Here is a 15,688-nt window from a genome sequence, read left to right on the forward strand (position 1 = left end):
GCTAGTTATAGGGGCCGGGGCGATTTCGCAAGGCAAATTTGTGATTTGGCCTCGCCAAACGCCTCTGCTACCTCCACATTAGGGCTGGGATGGGTGGTTTCCCGGGCTGCCATTGAGGGCGGCGCCGGGTGTATGAAAGTCCGCCATAACTATACCTTGATTGCCCCGACTTCTCCGGATGTGTGGTTTCGACGGGTTTCGGCAGGACTTTGAACTGCGCGGCTTGGTGCCGCTGCGCCAACAATAAACGAATTATCACGAACACTACGCGAGCAAACTGAATGTCACCTTCCCCTACCAACAAGATCGCGCTCTTCATCGACGGGGCCAATCTTTACGCAACGGCGAAAACTCTAGGCTTCGACATCGACTACAAGCGCCTTCTGAAGGAATTTCAGAGCCGCGGGACGCTATTGCGGGCGTTCTACTACACAGCGATCATCGAGGATCAGGAATATTCCTCGATCCGTCCCCTGATCGACTGGCTCGACTACAACGGCTACACGGTCGTCACCAAGGCAACCAAAGAGTTCATCGACGCCTCCGGCCGCCGCAAGGTCAAGGGCAACATGGACATCGAGCTTGCCGTCGATGCCATGGAGCTCGCCGAGCACATCGACCAGATGGTGCTGTTCTCGGGTGACGGCGACTTCCGCTCGCTGGTCGAGGCCGTGCAGCGCCGCGGCGTCCGGGTGACGGTGATCTCCACCATCGCCAGCCAGCCGCCGATGATCGCCGACGAGCTGCGCCGCCAGGCCGACGTCTTCACCGATCTCGTCGAGTTGCAGTCCAAGCTTGGCCGCGACCCATCCGAGCGCCCTGCCCCGCGTGATCGTGGCGAGCGCGAGGCGCGTCACCACGCCCCGCAATTCCTCCAGCGCGCGACCACGATGGCGCCGAGGGGCGATGACGACTTCGAGGAGTGAGGCGGCCCGGCTAAGCCACCAGGCCTCTTCCACCCTCGTCCCCGACCGTGACTGTCCGTTCTGCCCGCGCCTTGTCGCCTTTCGCGAGGCGAACCGCGCGCGCGAGCCGCTGTGGCACAATGCGCCGGTGCCACCGTTCGGCGATATCACGGCTCGCCTTCTGATCGTCGGTCTCGCGCCGGGGATGCAGGGCGCCAACCGCACGGGCCGCCCCTTCACCGGCGACTATGCCGGCGACCTGCTCTACGCCACGCTGCTCGAATACGGTTTTGCCAAGGGTACCTATCAGGCACGTCCCGACGACGGCATGAAGCTGGTCGACTGCCGGATCGCCAATGCAGTGCATTGCGTTCCGCCGCAGAACAAGCCGCTGCCGGTCGAGATCAATACCTGCCGGCAGTTCCTCATCGCGAATCTCGAGACGATGCCGAAGCTGCGCGCGATCATCGCGCTCGGGCGGATCGCACACGATAGCGTGCTCAAGCCACTAAAGCTGAAGGCCTCGCAAGCCCCCTTCGGCCACGGCGCCGTGCACCAGGCCGGCCGGTTCAAGCTCTACGACAGCTATCATTGCTCGCGCTACAACACGAACACGGGCGTGCTGACGACGGACATGTTCCGCAGCGTGTTCGCGAAGATCAGGGCCGAGCTGGACTAGGTCTTTGCCCTGGACTAGGTCTTTGCTGCAGTCTTTGCAGGATTGGCCTTCAGCCAGTCCAACACATCGCCCGCGTTCCGGTCGGGCGGAAACACCGGATAGAACACGTGCGTGATCCTGGCGTCGTCGACGATCAGCGCGAGGCGCTTGATCAGCGTGAGGCCCGCGACCTCCATGGTCGGCAGGTTGAGCGCACGCGTGAGCGCAAGCTTCTCGTCCGAGAGCACCGGGAACGGCAGATGCAGCCGCGACGCCATCTCGGTCTGGTATTCGTTGCTCTGGGTCGAGAGGCCAAACACCTGCGCAGCGCCGGCGGCTTTCAGCTCGGCAAACAGGTCGCGAAACGCACATGTCTGCGGCGTGCAGCCTCGCGCGCCCGGGATCATGTCCCAATCGTCGACCAGCGCGATCTTGCCGGGCTCGCCAGTGCGCGGATAGGCGAACACCACGGTGCGGCCGGGGAGCGCCGACAGATCGACCGAATTGTCATCGGTCGCACGCAGGCTGATCGCAGGCAGTGTCAGGCCTTTCAGATGCGCTGCACCGCCATCGTCGGCGGGTGCCGGAATCTGGCTCCAATCGACCTCGAGCAGGCTCTTCTGGTTCATCTCGCTATCCCCTCGCCCGCATCAGCCGGCCCTTCTCCCGGCTCCAGTCGCGCTTCTTCTCGGTCTCGCGCTTGTCGTGCAGCTTCTTGCCCTTCGCAACTGCGAGCTGCAATTTGGCCCGCCCGCGCTCGTTGAAGTAGAGCTTGAGCGGGATCAGCGTCATGCCTTCGCGGTCGACCGCGCCCATCAGCTTGTTGATCTGCCGGCGGTGCAGCAGCAGCTTTCGCGGCCGCTTGGGCTCGTGGTTGAAGCGGTTGCCCTGGAGGTATTCGGGAATGGTGGCGTTGATCAGCCAGATCTCGCCGTCCTTGGAGTCGGCGTAGGACTCCGCAATCGTGCTCTTGCCGTTGCGGATCGACTTCACCTCGGTTCCGGTCAGCGCAATGCCCGCCTCGATCGTATCCTCGATCGCATAGTTGAAGCGGGCCTTGCGATTTTCCGCCATGACCTTGATAGGACGTTCGTTCTTATCGGCCATGGTGAAGAAACCTGATCGAGATGCGCGCGTAAGCTAACAGTTTGGATGGAGCGCGCGCGTCACTTCTTGAGGAGATCGCGGATCTCGGTCAGCAGCACGGCCTCGGCCGACGGCTTCGGCGGCTCCGCGGGCTTGGCTTCTTCCTTGCGCTTCAATGTGTTCATGGCGCGGATCACAAGGAACAACACAAAGGCGACGATGATGAAATTGATCGTCAGCGTAAGGAAGCTGCCGTAAGCGAGCACCGCGCCTTGCTTTTTCGCATCCGCTAAGTTGGTGGCAGTGACCGCCTTCGACAAGGGGACGTAGTAGTTCGAGAAGTCGAGACCGCCAGTGACCGCGCCAATCAACGGCATGATGATGTCGCCGACCAGCGAAGTGACAATGGCGCCGAAGGCCGCGCCGATGATGACGCCGACCGCGAGGTCGACGACATTGCCCTTCATGGCGAACTCGCGAAACTCCCTAAGCATCCGCGTGCCTTTTTCCTCGACGCTCATGAACGGCTTCCCCCCGATTGCCTATTTCATCAGTTGATCAGGCCGGCGTGCACCATGGCGCTGCGCACGGCAGCGCGGGTCGGCTCGGACACCGGCACCATCGGCAGCCGCAGCGTCTCGTTCATCTTGCCGAGCAGCGTCATCGCATACTTGATCGGCGCCGGATTGCTCTCGATGAAAAGGTTGTTGTGCAGCGGCATCAGCTTGTCGTGGATCGCGAGCGCCGCCTTGGTGTCGCCCTTCTGCCAGGCCGCGTGGAACTCGGCGCACAGGCGCGGCGCGACGTTTGAGGTCACCGAGATGCAGCCATGGCCACCATGAGCCATGTAGCCGAGGATGGTCGCGTCCTCGCCGGAGAGCTGGTTGAAATCCTCGCCCATCGCCGCGCGCTGCTGCGACACGCGCACCATGCTGGCGGTGGCGTCCTTGACGCCGGCAATGTTCTTCAGCTCCCACAGCCGCTTCATGGTGTCGACCGACATGTCGATCACCGAGCGCGGCGGGATGTTGTAGATGATGATCGGAATCCCGATCGCATCGTTGATCGCCTTGAAGTGCTGATACATGCCTTCCTGGGTCGGCTTGTTGTAGTAAGGCGTCACCACCAGCACGGCGTTGGCGCCCGCCTTCTCGGCGTGCTGGGCCAGCTCGACCGCCTCCTTGGTCGAATTGGAGCCGGCGCCGGCGATCACGGGCACGCGGCCCTTGGCCTCCTCGATGCACCATTCGACGACCTTCTTGTGCTCGTCATGGCTGAGCGTCGGACTCTCGCCGGTGGTGCCGACCGGGACCAGGCCATTGGTGCCCTCGGAGATCTGCCAGTTGACCAGGGAGCGAAACGCCGCCTCGTCGAGCGAGCCGTTCTTGAACGGCGTGACCAAGGCGGTGAACGACCCCCGGAATTTCGTCTTGGCTGCCATGGACTTCCTCCGTACGCGGCGAGAATTTAGAGCAAGCCCCATTCTTATCGGGTCTGTCCGGTCGGTAAAAGACCTGCTGCCGACTGACGCACCGTTTAAGCCGCGATTTTGCCGCGGTGGTGGTGCAAACCCGGCGAAGGTAAGCGGCTGTTGGTATTTTGTCCGCATATTCAATCAAATACAGCCAGATCTTGTACAGATAGGTCTTGAGCCAATTGACTGATTCGGGGCGACAAACCTCCGTGACCTCCTTATCCCGTAACGCATGGCGATCTGCCGGTCTGGCCATTTGCGTGATGGCCGGCCTGTCGATCGGTTGTGTCGCCCTGGCCAAGTCCAATGAGACGACCGAGGACACCGCGAAGGAACCCGCCAAGGAAGCTGCAAAGGGAACCGCCAAGCCTGCCGCCAAGCAATCCCCGAAGGACACCGCGAAGGGATCGGCCAAAGGATCGGCCAAGGAAACAGCCAAGGAAACATCCAAGGGCGCGAGCAAGGGAGCGGCGCCCGCCCCCGCCAAGGATGCTGCGAAGAAACCTGCCAAGGATGCCGGCAAGAACGCTGGCAAGAGCACTGGCAAGGATGCCGCCAAGGACAAGCCGAAGCCCGCTGCCGCCGCCCCCGCTCCAAAATCGCGACCGGCCAATGCGTCGGCCCCGCAAGCCGCGCCGGCAGTGACAGCGACCGTCAGACCTTCCGCTTCCGGCCCGGCCTCCGCCAAACCGGTCGCAACGCCGGTGCTGGCGCCGGCGACCCGCCAGCACGCCGCGCCGCGCAAGCCGGTCACGCCAGCCGCGGTTGCTGCGACCTCGTCGACGTCGCAAGCCGACAAGGACACGCTGGAGACCGTCATCGAGCTCGTGCGCAAGCGCAAAGCAGGCGACGCCACCAACTACGCGGATTCGATCTCGGATCCGGTCGCGCGAAAGCTCGCCGAATGGATCATCCTGCGCAGCGAGGACAATGGCGCGAGCGTTGAGCGCTACCGCGCCTTCCTGTCCGCCAATCCGAGTTGGCCGTCGCAGACCTTCCTGCGCCGGCGCCTAGAGGCTGCGATGTGGGACGACAGGCGCGACGATTCCGTTGGCTGGTCGTGGTTCGAGAACGAATCCCCTGTTTCGGCCAAGGGCCGCTTCGTGCTCGCCAAGGCGATGCTGGCGCGCGGCGACCGCGCCAATGCCGAGCGGCTGGTGCGCGAAGCCTGGCGCAGCGATCCGATGTCGGAGGACACCGAGAACAACGCGCTCGACCAGTTCGGTGCCCTGCTCACGCCGGGCGACCAGAAAGCGCGGATGGACACGCTGCTCTACGGCAGCGAGACTGAAGCGGCGCTGCGCGCTGCAAGGCGGCTCGGCGCCGGCTATGTCGCGCTCGCCAAGGCCCGCATCGCCTCCTTCAAGAAGGCGCCGAACACGCGCGCACTGCTCGAAGAGGTGCCGCGCGAGCTGCACAGCGATCCCGGCTTCATCTTCAGCAAGATCCAGCTGCTGCGCCGCGAGGAGAAGTTTGCCGAAGCTGCCCAGCTCATGCTGTCGGCGCCGAAGGATCCGAATCGACTCTACAATCTGGACGAATGGTGGATCGAGCGGCGCCTCTTGGCGCGCAAGATGATCGACACCGAGGAATTCCGCAGCGCCTATCTGATCGCACGCGACGCGGCACTGCCCTCACGCGACATCTACAAGACCGAGCAGGAATTCACGGCGGGCTGGATCGCCCTGCGCTTCCTCAACGATCCCGCGGCAGCCGCCCAGCACTTTGCCCGCATCGGCGTCGGCAGCGTCAATCCGACCACGCTGGCGCGTGCCGGTTACTGGCAGGGCCGCGCGGCCGAGGCCGCCGGTCGTCAGCAGGAGGCGCGCAACGCCTATGCCCGTGCCGCCGAGCAATCCACCAGCTATTACGGCCAGCTCGCGCGTGCAAAGCTCGGCCTGCCGCAGATCGAGCTGAACAGCCAGCCACGCGGCCGCGGCGCCGAACGGCTGGAGATCGTCCGTGCGGCGCAATTGCTCTACGAGCTCGACGAGCGCGAGATGGCGGTGCCGATGCTTGCCGACATGGGCGAGAACGGCGATCCCGAGGCGCTGACTGGCCTCGGCGAGCTGACCCAGCGTTACAGCGACGCCCGCGGCATGCTGCTGCTCGGCAAGGCCGCGCTCAATCGTGGCCTGCCGTTCGATTTCTACGCTTATCCGGTCAACGGCATTCCGCAGTTCACGCAGATCGGCCCCGAGGTCGAGCGCAGCATCGTCTACGCGATCGCGCGACAGGAAAGCGCGTTCAATCCGGCCGTGGTCTCGCCGGCGCAGGCCTATGGCCTGATGCAGGTGACGCCGGACGCCGCGCGTTACGTCTGCAAGCGGCACGGCGCGACCTATGACCTCTCGCGGCTGAAGAACGATTCGTCCTACAACGCGACGCTCGGCGCGGCGGAGCTCGGCGGCCTGCTCGAGGATTATCGCGGCTCCTACATCATGACCTTCGCCGCCTACAACGCCGGCCGCGGCAGCGTGAAGAAGTGGATCGACCGATACGGTGACCCGCGCGACGCCAAGGTCGATGCCGTCGACTGGGTCGAGCTGATCCCGTTCTCCGAGACGCGCAACTATGTGCAGCGGATCATGGAGAATCTTCAGGTCTACCGCGCCCGCTTCGGCGGCGGCACACGGCTCCAGATCGAGGCCGATTTGCGCCGCGGCGCCGGCAGCGTGGAATAGCGATCTTCGCTCTCGCGCCTGTAAGCTTTCCACGACAATCCTAAGCTTCTCGTCCTCAGACCAGCGCTGCCGCCGGCCCGTGTCCACCACCGCAAGCCGTTCGACTTGGGCACGGCACCTCTCACGGTCCACCACCGCTGCGAGACGTCAGATCCAGGGTCCTGGCTCGAGTGCTGGTCCAAGTCCTGGTCCAAGTGCCCTGGACATCTCCGATCAACACATCCAGGGATCTGAGCACTTTGGTCAGTTGATCGACCACAACCGGCCGTCGATGATCATCCGTCGATTTGTGCGTCACAGGCCATCGCCGCTTCGCTAAACAGCAAAAAGCCCCCGGCGGTTTCCCGCCGGGGGCTCTCTATCAATCGAGAGATCGATATTAGAAGGTGCGCTGAGCGCGGAGGAGCAGCGTGAGCGAGTTCTGATCCTTCAGCTCATACACGGCGCCCGGCTTGGCAGCAGTCGAAACGGCCGGGGCAGTGATCGTGCCGGAGTACTTCTGGTCCAGACGCGACCAGCTCAGGTCGGCCGTGAATGCCAGGTTCTTGACCGGGGTCCACACGGTGTTGACACCGACGACACCGAAGTTGAAGTCCGGGTTACAAGTCGCACCGGGGTTCGCAATGGTGGCGAAGTTGGTGCAGATCAGCGTCTTGGCAGTGCTGCTGTAGCTCAGCCCAGCATAGCCACCGTAGATGGCGCTGACCCAGTATGGGTTCCAGTTGTGGGTATAGCCACCGCGGAAGCCCCAGGTCTTGACGGTCTCGATGCTGCCGCCAGCGCCGAAGACGCCGTCAGCAATACCAGCGAAGCCGATGCTCTGGTAAGCGCCAGCCACGCCCGTGCCGCTGTACATGAAGAAGTTCTGCGGGAACAGGGTCTGGAAGTTATACTTGCTTGCACCATCGGTGTAGACGGCCTGCAAGTTGATCGAGTCACCCGCACCAGTCGGGATGTTCTTGATCGACAAGGCGCCCTGGACAGCCCAACCCCACTTGTCCGACGGATGACCGGTGGGTTCCGTCGTGCCGTAGTAGGCGGGATGCAGATCCTTCGCGGCGACCGACACCTGGGCAAGACCCCAAGCCTGGTCAACACGGATCGCACCGACGAGGTCCGGAGAGCGCGTACCACCCCAAGCCTGGACGCCGTAGTTGCCCTGGATGAGGGCGGCGGCAGCGTTTGCAGCAGCAGAGGTCGTCACGATGGCGCCGGCGCCGCTAACAGCGCTGGAGGCCGTGAAGCCGGTGACGTTCCAGAGGTTCGACTGGCCGGAGGTCAGCGTCGTGTCTTCTTCCGCCGCCAGCGAACCGGTGATGCCCTGGCCGAAGTCGGCGGTGTAGGCGAACTGGTTCACACCGGTGACGTGGTTGGAGCCGCCCGGAATGGAGTCGGGACCGCCAGCCGGATAGCTCTGCCACGGTGCGTCGAAGATCGAGACCGTACGACCCATGGTGAAGCCAGCGAACTGGATGAACGCATGGTAGAGGCCGAGCGACGGGTTGCCGGTCGAGAGCGTCGACGGGCTGCTGCCGGTGACGTTATTCGTATCATAGCTGAAGATCATGTCAGCATAGGTACGGACAACGCCGTATTCGGTCGCCGTGCGGGTATCGACGTTGAAGTCCATACGAGCGCGGGTGTAGAAGTAGTTGGTCAAACGATTGTTCGAACCGCCGTTGACCGTGGCCGAGCTCTGGTTGAAACCATAGTCGCCAGCGCCGCCGGAAATCACGTCAGCACGCAGATAGCCGCTGAGCTTGATGCAGGTGTCGGTGCCCGGGATGTAGTAGAAACCCGCACCGTACAGGGAGCAGATCTTCACGTATTCGACCGCTTTGGCCTTCACGGGGAGATCGGCTGCCTGCGCTCCGCCCACGGCGATGAGACCCGCCGCTGAGCCGAGCAAAAGGCTCTTAACCAACTTCATGTTAAACCTCCAAGTTGCTCTTCAGGGAAGGTCACTGACCCGAACGGCCAATTCCCCAACCCCCTTTAAATCCCCGCCTTGGTCACCTTCGCGTCTTCGGACACACCCGCATGAACGCGAGGGACTTAAGCGAAAGACCTAAACGGGACGACCTTGGGATGCCCCCCTCCGTCGCCCGATCACAATTACCGAACGTCCTTGCACACACAACAAGAGAACGCTCCGACGCGGGCCTATGAAGCGTGTTTTCCGACGGGTGTTGCACAAATAACACGCAGATGTGATCGCGAGGCGCCTGTAACACATTGTCTTTACTATATTTTTTTGATCGGTTCCATTTGCCGTCGAAATCCCCGATCCGGGTGGGGCGCGGGTCGGCTTACACACAGAGGCGGCTCTGACGCGCTCGAATCGCGGAAGCGGCACTTAGACTCAGGGGACGTGTAACGCGCCGTAACTCTGGGTGATCTCCGGCAGGACACGTGCAAACGGCCGACACGGCGTCCGAGGCGCGACTCTTTATGTAGCTAAAGTCGCGCGGGCGATTGGGGAATCAGGGCCGGCATTCCGGCTGGCGAAGATGAGCCCGTCGATGCCTTCACAACTTCGAACGGCACAGCAAGCCCGCATCTTGCCTCGCAGAGCCGACCACAGCAGAAAACTTCCAGTAAATTCAATTGCTTGATAGAGCAGCCATGACGTCGCCAGCGGAAATTGTCTCTGTCACCTCTGCCAAACGCACTGGTTCTGCGTCCGCTCTTTCGGCGTGATGTTTCTCGACTGGAAGCGAACCGTCATGATTGGCGCGAAGCCCTGCGGAAATCGTTGGGAATATTCGAGCGAAAACACACGCTTCCAAATTGACCGGCCCAAGCAATTAGATGCATAAGGCTCGCACCGGAGAGGTGGCCGAGTGGCTGAAGGCAACGCTTTGCTAAAGCGTCATACGGTCTCAAGCTGTATCGAGGGTTCGAATCCCTCCCTCTCCGCCACCCAGCGGCAGAATCCAGGTCTGTTCATCTGAAAGCGATCGTCGCACGGCTCTCGAATGCCTGGCGCAAGGATCCGCGCGGCTGAGCTCGGCCCGATTCGCGCTCTCCTTATATATGTGTGCGCGCGCCTCGCGCCGGAATGGAAAGCCAAGCGGCAGAATGCCGATCTTGTGCCGCCGTCCGAGTTCCAGATCGCAATCGTCGGGCGCACCCCGAATCGGCAGCCATCGCGACGTCCTGGACTCAGTCCAGGGTCATTCTTCTCGGAATCGCTCATGCCACGCAGTTCTTAAGTGGCGGCAGGACGCGGGAACTTGATTCAGCGCAACCAAATTGCCCCGTGAAACCACGGAGCCGGATGCGCTTCTCAATTCAATGCGCGGACACCCACGCCCTCGCGTCACGCTGCGCAGCCGAGATCTCGGCCTCGGACATCTGACCGGCCACTTCCTGGCGCAGCGCGACGGCGTCCTTGCGGCCCTTCAGCGCCGCGAGATTGAACCATTTGTGCGCGGCGACGAGGTCGACCAGGCCCGAGCGGCCGCTCGCCCAATAGATCCCACGCTCGAACAGAACGTCCGACAGCGCGCTCGCATCGATCGGCGTTGCCGCATCGAGATCGAAAGTACCCTGAAACATAACGCATCCCCTTTTTTCTTATGCCGCCTCGTTCCCCCGAGCGCGGCTCCCGTCCAACTCTGATTTGCGTGATCCTTTGGATCATGCGCTGTTCAACTCATCCCAGGTCTTGTTGCTCAAGTCTTCTTGCCCAATGCCGTTTGCCGGCTTGTTGGAGGCGATGATGGCGGGCAAATTTGAATGGCAGTTTAAGTATCGCGATGAAGCAGACGTAAACGCCGGCGCGCGCCACGCGCGCGAGAGATTCAAGAAGTCCCTGATTTGCAGGCACTTCTGCGATTCGTCAGATTTGGTTTACCGTGGGATTTTCGGACATCGATAACCATCGCGCGCGGTGGCGCGTATCCTGGGATGTCTCGCTCCCGCTGTCGTCACCCGCCTTGTGCGTACTCGCGGTCGGAGCCGGGCGACGACACCGCGCGTGGAGGACCAGCGCGCGGTCTTCGTGCAATCAGCCGCCCCTCGCCTGCCTCAAGGCGGCACGGGCCAAGGCAGGACGGATCAAGGCAGCACGGGTCAAGGCAGCACGACAGCGCCGTGCGACTGCGTCGTGGTCAGATCAACAATGTCGGGATTGGGAATGCCGGCAATACCCCGGCCTCAGGGAACGAGGGCGTCGGCGAACACGTCAGGATCAGATTCCAAATTGGCCCGAGGGCCGTCTGTGGAATTGCGGAGCCCTTATTCAAGGAGCCGCACCGAACGAAGAAAACTTGTTTCTTCTGCCGGACCGAACTTTGACGAGCGAGCCCGTGAAAGCTGACGATCCGACCGTTGACCTGATGTCTCGCCGACACCCTCTATCGTCGACCAGAACCTCTAGGAGGCGCTGATGACGTGCCGGCGCTCAAGAGCCGGCAACTTCAGAAGCGAAGTTACTTCTTCTTGGCGACCTTGCGGGTCTTCTTCGCAGTCTTCTTCACTGCGCTCTTCGCCTTCTTCGCCTTCTTCGCCTTCTTTGCTTTCTTGGCCATGTTGCCCTCCGATGTGTGAGATGGCTTTAATCGCTGCGTACATTCGGGGATCGAATGCACTCACCCCGAATACACCAACACGACGAAAAAAACATCTTCTCACTTAAGGAAGTGTTGACGACGCAGCGCGCGTGCGCCAGCCGCGCTTGATTTGCCGACACGCAGAGACACGCGTCTGCGATTGCAAATGCTTCTCGCAACGTCGCCGTCGGCAAGCGCAGCGATTGCAAGAAAACACTATGCAGCAAGTAGTATTCTGCGCGCGCACGTCACGCATGATCGGTGCGATGACCCGCACGGCAAAGCGCGCGATAGCGTCGTGGAGGCGAGTCGCGGACTCTGAGTCGCGAATTTTGGCAACGAAATTATTTTCATGCTTAACGGCGGAAGCGCTCGTCAGAGCGTGTGCAGGTCGCCGCTTTGTGCGAATCGCGCCACCGCGATTCGCATCTGCACCGTGACCTCAACCGGATGATGTTTGTTGCCGTTGACGCGTGAGTGCGTCGCATCGCGAGCGCTGATCGAGGTGACGAAGCGTGTCGTCACCTCGTCCGAACGCGTGACGTCAGATGCCGAGCTTGGACTTGAGCAGCTCGTTGACCGCCTGCGGGTTCGCCTTGCCGCCGGATGACTTCATCACCTGGCCGACGAACCAGCCGAGCGACTGCGGCTTGTCCTTCACCTGCGCGGCCTTGTCGGGATTGGCCGCGATGATGTCGTCGACAACCTTTTCGATCGCGGAAAGATCCGTGACCTGCTTCATGCCGCGGCTTTCGACCAACGCACGGGGATCGCCGCCCTCCTGCCAGACGATCTCGAACAGATCCTTGGCGATCTTGCCGCTGATCGTACCCTCGCCGATCAGGTCGACGATCGCGGCCAACTGCTCGGCGTTGACCGGAGAGCCCGTAATATCCCGGCCTTCCTTGTTGAGACGGCCGAACAGCTCGTTGATCACCCAGTTCGCCGCCATCTTGCCGTCGCGGGCGCGGTTGGCGAGCCTGTCGAGCACGGTCTCGTAGAACACGGCGCTCTCGCGCTCGGCCACCAGCACGCTCGCATCGTAGGCCGACAGGCCGAAGTCGGCGACGAAGCGCGCCTTCTTCTGGTCCGGCAGCTCAGGCAGTTCAGCCTTCAGCTCGTCGACGAAGCCTTGCGAGAACTCTAGCGGCAGCAAATCCGGATCGGGGAAGTAGCGGTAGTCGTGCGCCTCTTCCTTCGAGCGCATCGAGCGCGTCTCGCCCTTGTTGGGGTCGTAGAGCCGCGTCTCCTGGTCGATCTGGCCGCCATCCTCGAGGATTTCGATCTGGCGGCGCGCTTCGTACTCGATCGCCTGGCCGATGAAGTTGATCGAGTTCATGTTCTTGATCTCGCAGCGGGTGCCGAGCGGCGCGCCCGGCTTGCGCACGGAGACGTTGACGTCGGCGCGCAAGCTTCCCTTCTCCATGTCACCGTCGCAGGTGCCGAGATAGCGCAGGATCGAGCGCAGCTTGGTCACATAGGCCTTGGCCTGCTCGGCGTCGCGGATGTCGGGCTTGGAGACGATCTCCATCAGCGCCACGCCGGAGCGGTTGAGGTCGACATTGGTCATGGTCGGCGACCGGTCGTGCAGCAACTTGCCGGCGTCCTGCTCAAGATGGAGGCGCTCGATGCCGATGGAGACGCTGCGGCCGCCGTCGAGCTCGACCACCACTTCGCCCTCGCCCACCACCGGCGATTTGTACTGGCTGATCTGGTAGCCCTGCGGCAGGTCCGGATAGAAATAGTTTTTCCGGTCGAACACCGAACGCAGATTGATCTTTGCGTTGAGACCGAGCCCGGTCCGGACAGCCTGCCTGACGCATTCCTCGTTGATAACGGGCAGCATGCCGGGCATCGCGGCGTCGACGAGCGACACGTGGCTGTTCGGCTCGCCGCCGAACGCGGTCGACGCGCCCGAGAACAGTTTTGAGTTCGACGTCACCTGGGCATGGATCTCCATGCCGATGACCATCTCCCAGTCGCCGGTTGAACCCTTCAGAAGCTTGTGCGTGGCCGTACTCATGTCTTGCTCCCGAGCAGCGTGGCAGCGATCCGCTCCCACTCTACTTCCAATGAATCCTTTGCCGCGGGCTGTGCGGCCTGGCGATACCAGTAGCCGGCATTGCCGAGATCGCCTTCGACGCGGTGCAAGTAAGCGTGCACCCAGGCGGCGTCGCGGCCATTGTCGTCCTGGACGATCTTGTGCGCCTGGTCCCAGTCGCCCTTTGCGGCCCACCAGAGACCTGCGAGCGGCGCGCTCAAGCCCTGCGCGGGCGCCGCGCCGTCGAGGCTTGCGATGAAATCAGCGACATTCACCACCACCTCGCGGGTGTGAAGCGGCCGGCGGCCTGCTCGATCACCTCGCCGAGCGAGAACAGCGTCTCCTCGTCGAACGGACGGCCGATCAGTTGCAGTCCGAGCGGCAGGCCCTGCGCGTCCTTGCCGGCGGGCACGGCGATGCCCGGCAGGCCCGCCATGTTCACGGTGACCGTAAAGATGTCGTTGAGATACATCTCGACGGGGTCGGCGCCGCCCTTCTCGCCGATGCCGAAGGCGGCCGACGGCGTCGCCGGCGTCAGGATCGCGTTGACGCCCTTAGCGAAGCAATCCTCAAAATCCTTCTTGATCAGCGTGCGCACCTTCTGGGCGCGCAGGTAGTAGGCGTCGTAATAGCCGGCCGAGAGCACGTAGGTACCGATCATGACGCGGCGGCGCACCTCCGCGCCAAAACCCTCGGCGCGGGTGTTCTCGTACTGCTCGATGATGTTCTTGCCCTGCTCGCGCAGGCCATAGCGAACGCCGTCATAGCGCGCGAGGTTGGACGAGGCCTCAGCCGGCGCCACGATGTAATAGGCCGGCAGCGCGTATTTGGTGTGGGGCAGCGACACCTCGACGAGCTCGGCGCCGGCCGCCTTCAGCCAGGCCGCGCCTTCGCTCCACAGCTTTTCGATCTCGGCCGGCATGCCGTCGAGACGATACTCCTTGGGGATGCCGATCCTGAGGCCCTTCACGGACTTGCCGATCGCAGCCTCGTAATCCGGCACGGCAACATCGACCGAGGTCGTGTCCTTCGGATCATACCCGGCCATCGAGCGCAGCAGCATGGCCGCATCGCGCGTGCTGCGCGCGATCGGCCCGGCCTGGTCGAGCGAGGAGGCAAAGGCGACGATGCCCCAGCGCGAGCAACGGCCATAGGTCGGCTTGATGCCGACGGTCGCGGTGAACGCGGCCGGCTGGCGGATCGAGCCGCCGGTGTCGGTCGCAGTCGCGCCCATGCAGAGCAGCGCGGCCACCGCGGAGGCCGAGCCGCCGGACGAGCCGCCCGGCACCAGCGTGGTGTTGGAGCCATCGCGCCGCCAGGGATTGCCGACAGGGCCGAAGCACGAGGTCTCGTTCGCCGAGCCCATCGCGAACTCGTCATTGTTGAGCTTGCCGAGCATCACGGCGCCGTCGCGCCAGAGCTGCGAGGTGATGGTCGACTCATAAGTCGGCACGAAATTGCCGAGGATCTTCGAGCACGCCGTCGTGCGCACGCCTTTGGTCGCGAACAGGTCCTTGATGCCGAGCGGAATGCCCGCGAGCGGACCGGCGTCCCCCTTGGCGATCTTCTCGTCCACGGCCTTCGCCATGTCGCGCGCGCGATCGGGCGTCTCCATCACGAAGGCGTTGAGCACGCGCGCGGCTTCGATCGCGTTCAGATGCGCGTCGGTCAGCTCGAGGGACGTGAAAGTCTTGGCCGCGAGACCCTTGCGGGCCTCGGCGAGCGTCAGCGATGTCAAATCGGTCATTTATTGATCGGGCTGCAGAAGAACGGAGACAGGGTCTTGTCGGTGGCCGGGTCGTCTTTTTTCTTGGCGGCGGCATTCGCAGCCGCCTCGAGCTCGTCGAGCACGGCATTGACGGCGACATTGGGATCGGCAGCCTTGCCCTGCCGCTCCATCTTGTCGAGATAGTTCATATAGGCCTGATAGGCCTTCTCATCGTCGCAAAGCATGCACATCGGGCGGCGTCCTAAAAACTACTCGACGACTTTCGGCACCAGAAAGAAGTGACCTTCGGTCGCAGGCGCATTGGCAACGATATCGTCGGCGATCTCGCCGTCATTGACCACGTCTTGCCGCTTCTTCATCTGCATCGGGGTGACCGAGGTCATGGGCTCCACGCCCTCGACATTCACCTCCGAGAGCTGCTCGACAAAGGCGAGCATGGCGTTGAGCTCGCCCTGCAGATGCGGAACCTCGTCCTCGGAAACCGCGATGCGCGCCAGATGCGCGATGCGGCGGACGGTAGCGGCGTCGACGGACATTATATAAGGCCTCTCACGG

The 15,688-nt window shown here is 62.8% G+C and carries 14 protein-coding genes and 1 tRNA gene; 4 read left to right on the forward strand and 11 right to left on the reverse strand.

Translation table 11 applies throughout. The features are described 5' to 3' along the window. The first annotated feature begins 281 nt into the window (after positions 1–281). Both ACLFLU_RS24865 and ACLFLU_RS24870 read left to right on the forward strand, forming a co-directional pair. Positions 282–926, forward strand: coding sequence for an NYN domain-containing protein (locus ACLFLU_RS24865; protein WP_148773836.1), 645 nt, complete (start codon positions 282–284; stop codon positions 924–926). Next, entirely contained in the window at positions 907–1,584 is a 678-nt protein-coding gene (locus tag ACLFLU_RS24870; protein WP_426407465.1) for a uracil-DNA glycosylase, read from the forward strand. The genes ACLFLU_RS24865 and ACLFLU_RS24870 overlap by 20 nt, the downstream gene beginning before the upstream one ends. A gap of 14 nt (positions 1,585–1,598) precedes the next feature. Here ACLFLU_RS24870 and ACLFLU_RS24875 read toward each other — a convergent pair whose 3' ends face one another. Genes ACLFLU_RS24875 through dapA form a run of 4 tightly spaced genes read right to left on the reverse strand, consistent with a single transcriptional unit; the run spans position 1,599 to position 4,090 of the window. Further along, a complete protein-coding gene (locus ACLFLU_RS24875; RefSeq protein WP_426407466.1) occupies positions 1,599–2,192 on the reverse strand; it encodes a peroxiredoxin in 594 nt (197 codons plus the stop codon). 4 nt (positions 2,193–2,196) lie between these two features. After that, positions 2,197–2,670: an SsrA-binding protein SmpB gene (gene smpB / locus ACLFLU_RS24880; RefSeq protein ID WP_027530006.1), complete on the reverse strand. Its 474-nt coding sequence runs from the start codon at positions 2,668–2,670 to the stop codon at positions 2,197–2,199. Positions 2,671–2,729: 59 nt separating this feature from the next. Beyond that, on the reverse strand, positions 2,730–3,170 hold the full coding sequence (mscL, locus tag ACLFLU_RS24885) for a large conductance mechanosensitive channel protein MscL (protein ID WP_426407467.1): 441 nt from the start codon (positions 3,168–3,170) through the stop codon (positions 2,730–2,732). Between the two features lie 29 nt (positions 3,171–3,199). Continuing rightward, the gene (gene dapA, locus ACLFLU_RS24890; protein WP_426407468.1) at positions 3,200–4,090 is read right to left on the reverse strand and encodes a 4-hydroxy-tetrahydrodipicolinate synthase; all 891 of its coding nucleotides are present in this window, start codon (positions 4,088–4,090) and stop codon (positions 3,200–3,202) included. A 296-nt stretch (positions 4,091–4,386) separates the two neighbouring features. Here dapA and ACLFLU_RS24895 point away from each other — a divergent pair, with 296 nt between their 5' ends. Further along, entirely contained in the window at positions 4,387–6,807 is a 2,421-nt protein-coding gene (locus ACLFLU_RS24895) for a transglycosylase SLT domain-containing protein (RefSeq protein WP_426414069.1), read from the forward strand. A 379-nt stretch (positions 6,808–7,186) separates the two neighbouring features. Here the strand turns inward: ACLFLU_RS24895 and ACLFLU_RS24900 are convergent, their stop codons facing one another. Next, positions 7,187–8,737, reverse strand: coding sequence for a porin (locus ACLFLU_RS24900; protein ID WP_426407469.1), 1,551 nt, complete (start codon positions 8,735–8,737; stop codon positions 7,187–7,189). 899 nt (positions 8,738–9,636) lie between these two features. Here ACLFLU_RS24900 and ACLFLU_RS24905 point away from each other — a divergent pair. Then, positions 9,637–9,729, forward strand: a tRNA-Ser gene (locus tag ACLFLU_RS24905). 372 nt (positions 9,730–10,101) lie between these two features. Here ACLFLU_RS24905 and ACLFLU_RS24910 read toward each other — a convergent pair. The 6 genes from ACLFLU_RS24910 to gatC form a co-directional block, all read right to left on the reverse strand. Then, complete coding sequence (locus ACLFLU_RS24910) at positions 10,102–10,368, reverse strand: hypothetical protein (protein ID WP_200473803.1); 267 nt, start codon at positions 10,366–10,368, stop codon at positions 10,102–10,104. A 1,539-nt stretch (positions 10,369–11,907) separates the two neighbouring features. Continuing rightward, positions 11,908–13,386 (reverse strand): Asp-tRNA(Asn)/Glu-tRNA(Gln) amidotransferase subunit GatB, encoded by a 1,479-nt coding sequence (gene gatB / locus ACLFLU_RS24915; protein WP_426407470.1) that lies wholly within the window; start codon positions 13,384–13,386, stop codon positions 11,908–11,910. Continuing rightward, a complete protein-coding gene (locus ACLFLU_RS24920; protein WP_426407471.1) occupies positions 13,383–13,685 on the reverse strand; it encodes a hypothetical protein in 303 nt (100 codons plus the stop codon). Before ACLFLU_RS24920 ends, gatB begins: the two co-directional genes overlap by 4 nt. Continuing rightward, positions 13,676–15,151 (reverse strand): Asp-tRNA(Asn)/Glu-tRNA(Gln) amidotransferase subunit GatA, encoded by a 1,476-nt coding sequence (gene gatA / locus ACLFLU_RS24925; protein ID WP_426407472.1) that lies wholly within the window; start codon positions 15,149–15,151, stop codon positions 13,676–13,678. The genes ACLFLU_RS24920 and gatA overlap by 10 nt, the downstream gene beginning before the upstream one ends. Further along, on the reverse strand, positions 15,148–15,363 hold the full coding sequence (locus tag ACLFLU_RS24930; RefSeq protein ID WP_426407473.1) for a hypothetical protein: 216 nt from the start codon (positions 15,361–15,363) through the stop codon (positions 15,148–15,150). The genes gatA and ACLFLU_RS24930 overlap by 4 nt, the downstream gene beginning before the upstream one ends. An 18-nt stretch (positions 15,364–15,381) precedes the next feature. Next, a complete protein-coding gene (gene gatC, locus ACLFLU_RS24935) occupies positions 15,382–15,669 on the reverse strand; it encodes an Asp-tRNA(Asn)/Glu-tRNA(Gln) amidotransferase subunit GatC (protein ID WP_008548395.1) in 288 nt (95 codons plus the stop codon). Positions 15,670–15,688 lie beyond the last annotated feature (19 nt).

This window comes from Bradyrhizobium ganzhouense (assembly GCF_049949285.1).
GTDB lineage: Bacteria > Pseudomonadota > Alphaproteobacteria > Rhizobiales > Xanthobacteraceae > Bradyrhizobium > Bradyrhizobium ganzhouense.

Coding starts and splice junctions, on each gene's coding strand:
- ACLFLU_RS24865 (WP_148773836.1), top strand. CDS start 282: ATGTCACCTTCCCCTACCAACAAGATCGCGCTCTTCATCGACGGGGCC.
- ACLFLU_RS24870 (WP_426407465.1), top strand. CDS start 907: ATGACGACTTCGAGGAGTGAGGCGGCCCGGCTAAGCCACCAGGCCTCT.
- ACLFLU_RS24875 (WP_426407466.1), bottom strand. CDS start 2,192: ATGAACCAGAAGAGCCTGCTCGAGGTCGATTGGAGCCAGATTCCGGCA.
- smpB (WP_027530006.1), bottom strand. CDS start 2,670: ATGGCCGATAAGAACGAACGTCCTATCAAGGTCATGGCGGAAAATCGC.
- mscL (WP_426407467.1), bottom strand. CDS start 3,170: ATGAGCGTCGAGGAAAAAGGCACGCGGATGCTTAGGGAGTTTCGCGAG.
- dapA (WP_426407468.1), bottom strand. CDS start 4,090: ATGGCAGCCAAGACGAAATTCCGGGGGTCGTTCACCGCCTTGGTCACG.
- ACLFLU_RS24895 (WP_426414069.1), top strand. CDS start 4,387: ATGGCCGGCCTGTCGATCGGTTGTGTCGCCCTGGCCAAGTCCAATGAG.
- ACLFLU_RS24900 (WP_426407469.1), bottom strand. CDS start 8,737: ATGAAGTTGGTTAAGAGCCTTTTGCTCGGCTCAGCGGCGGGTCTCATC.
- ACLFLU_RS24910 (WP_200473803.1), bottom strand. CDS start 10,368: ATGTTTCAGGGTACTTTCGATCTCGATGCGGCAACGCCGATCGATGCG.
- gatB (WP_426407470.1), bottom strand. CDS start 13,386: ATGAGTACGGCCACGCACAAGCTTCTGAAGGGTTCAACCGGCGACTGG.
- gatA (WP_426407472.1), bottom strand. CDS start 15,151: ATGACCGATTTGACATCGCTGACGCTCGCCGAGGCCCGCAAGGGTCTC.
- ACLFLU_RS24930 (WP_426407473.1), bottom strand. CDS start 15,363: ATGTGCATGCTTTGCGACGATGAGAAGGCCTATCAGGCCTATATGAAC.
- gatC (WP_008548395.1), bottom strand. CDS start 15,669: ATGTCCGTCGACGCCGCTACCGTCCGCCGCATCGCGCATCTGGCGCGC.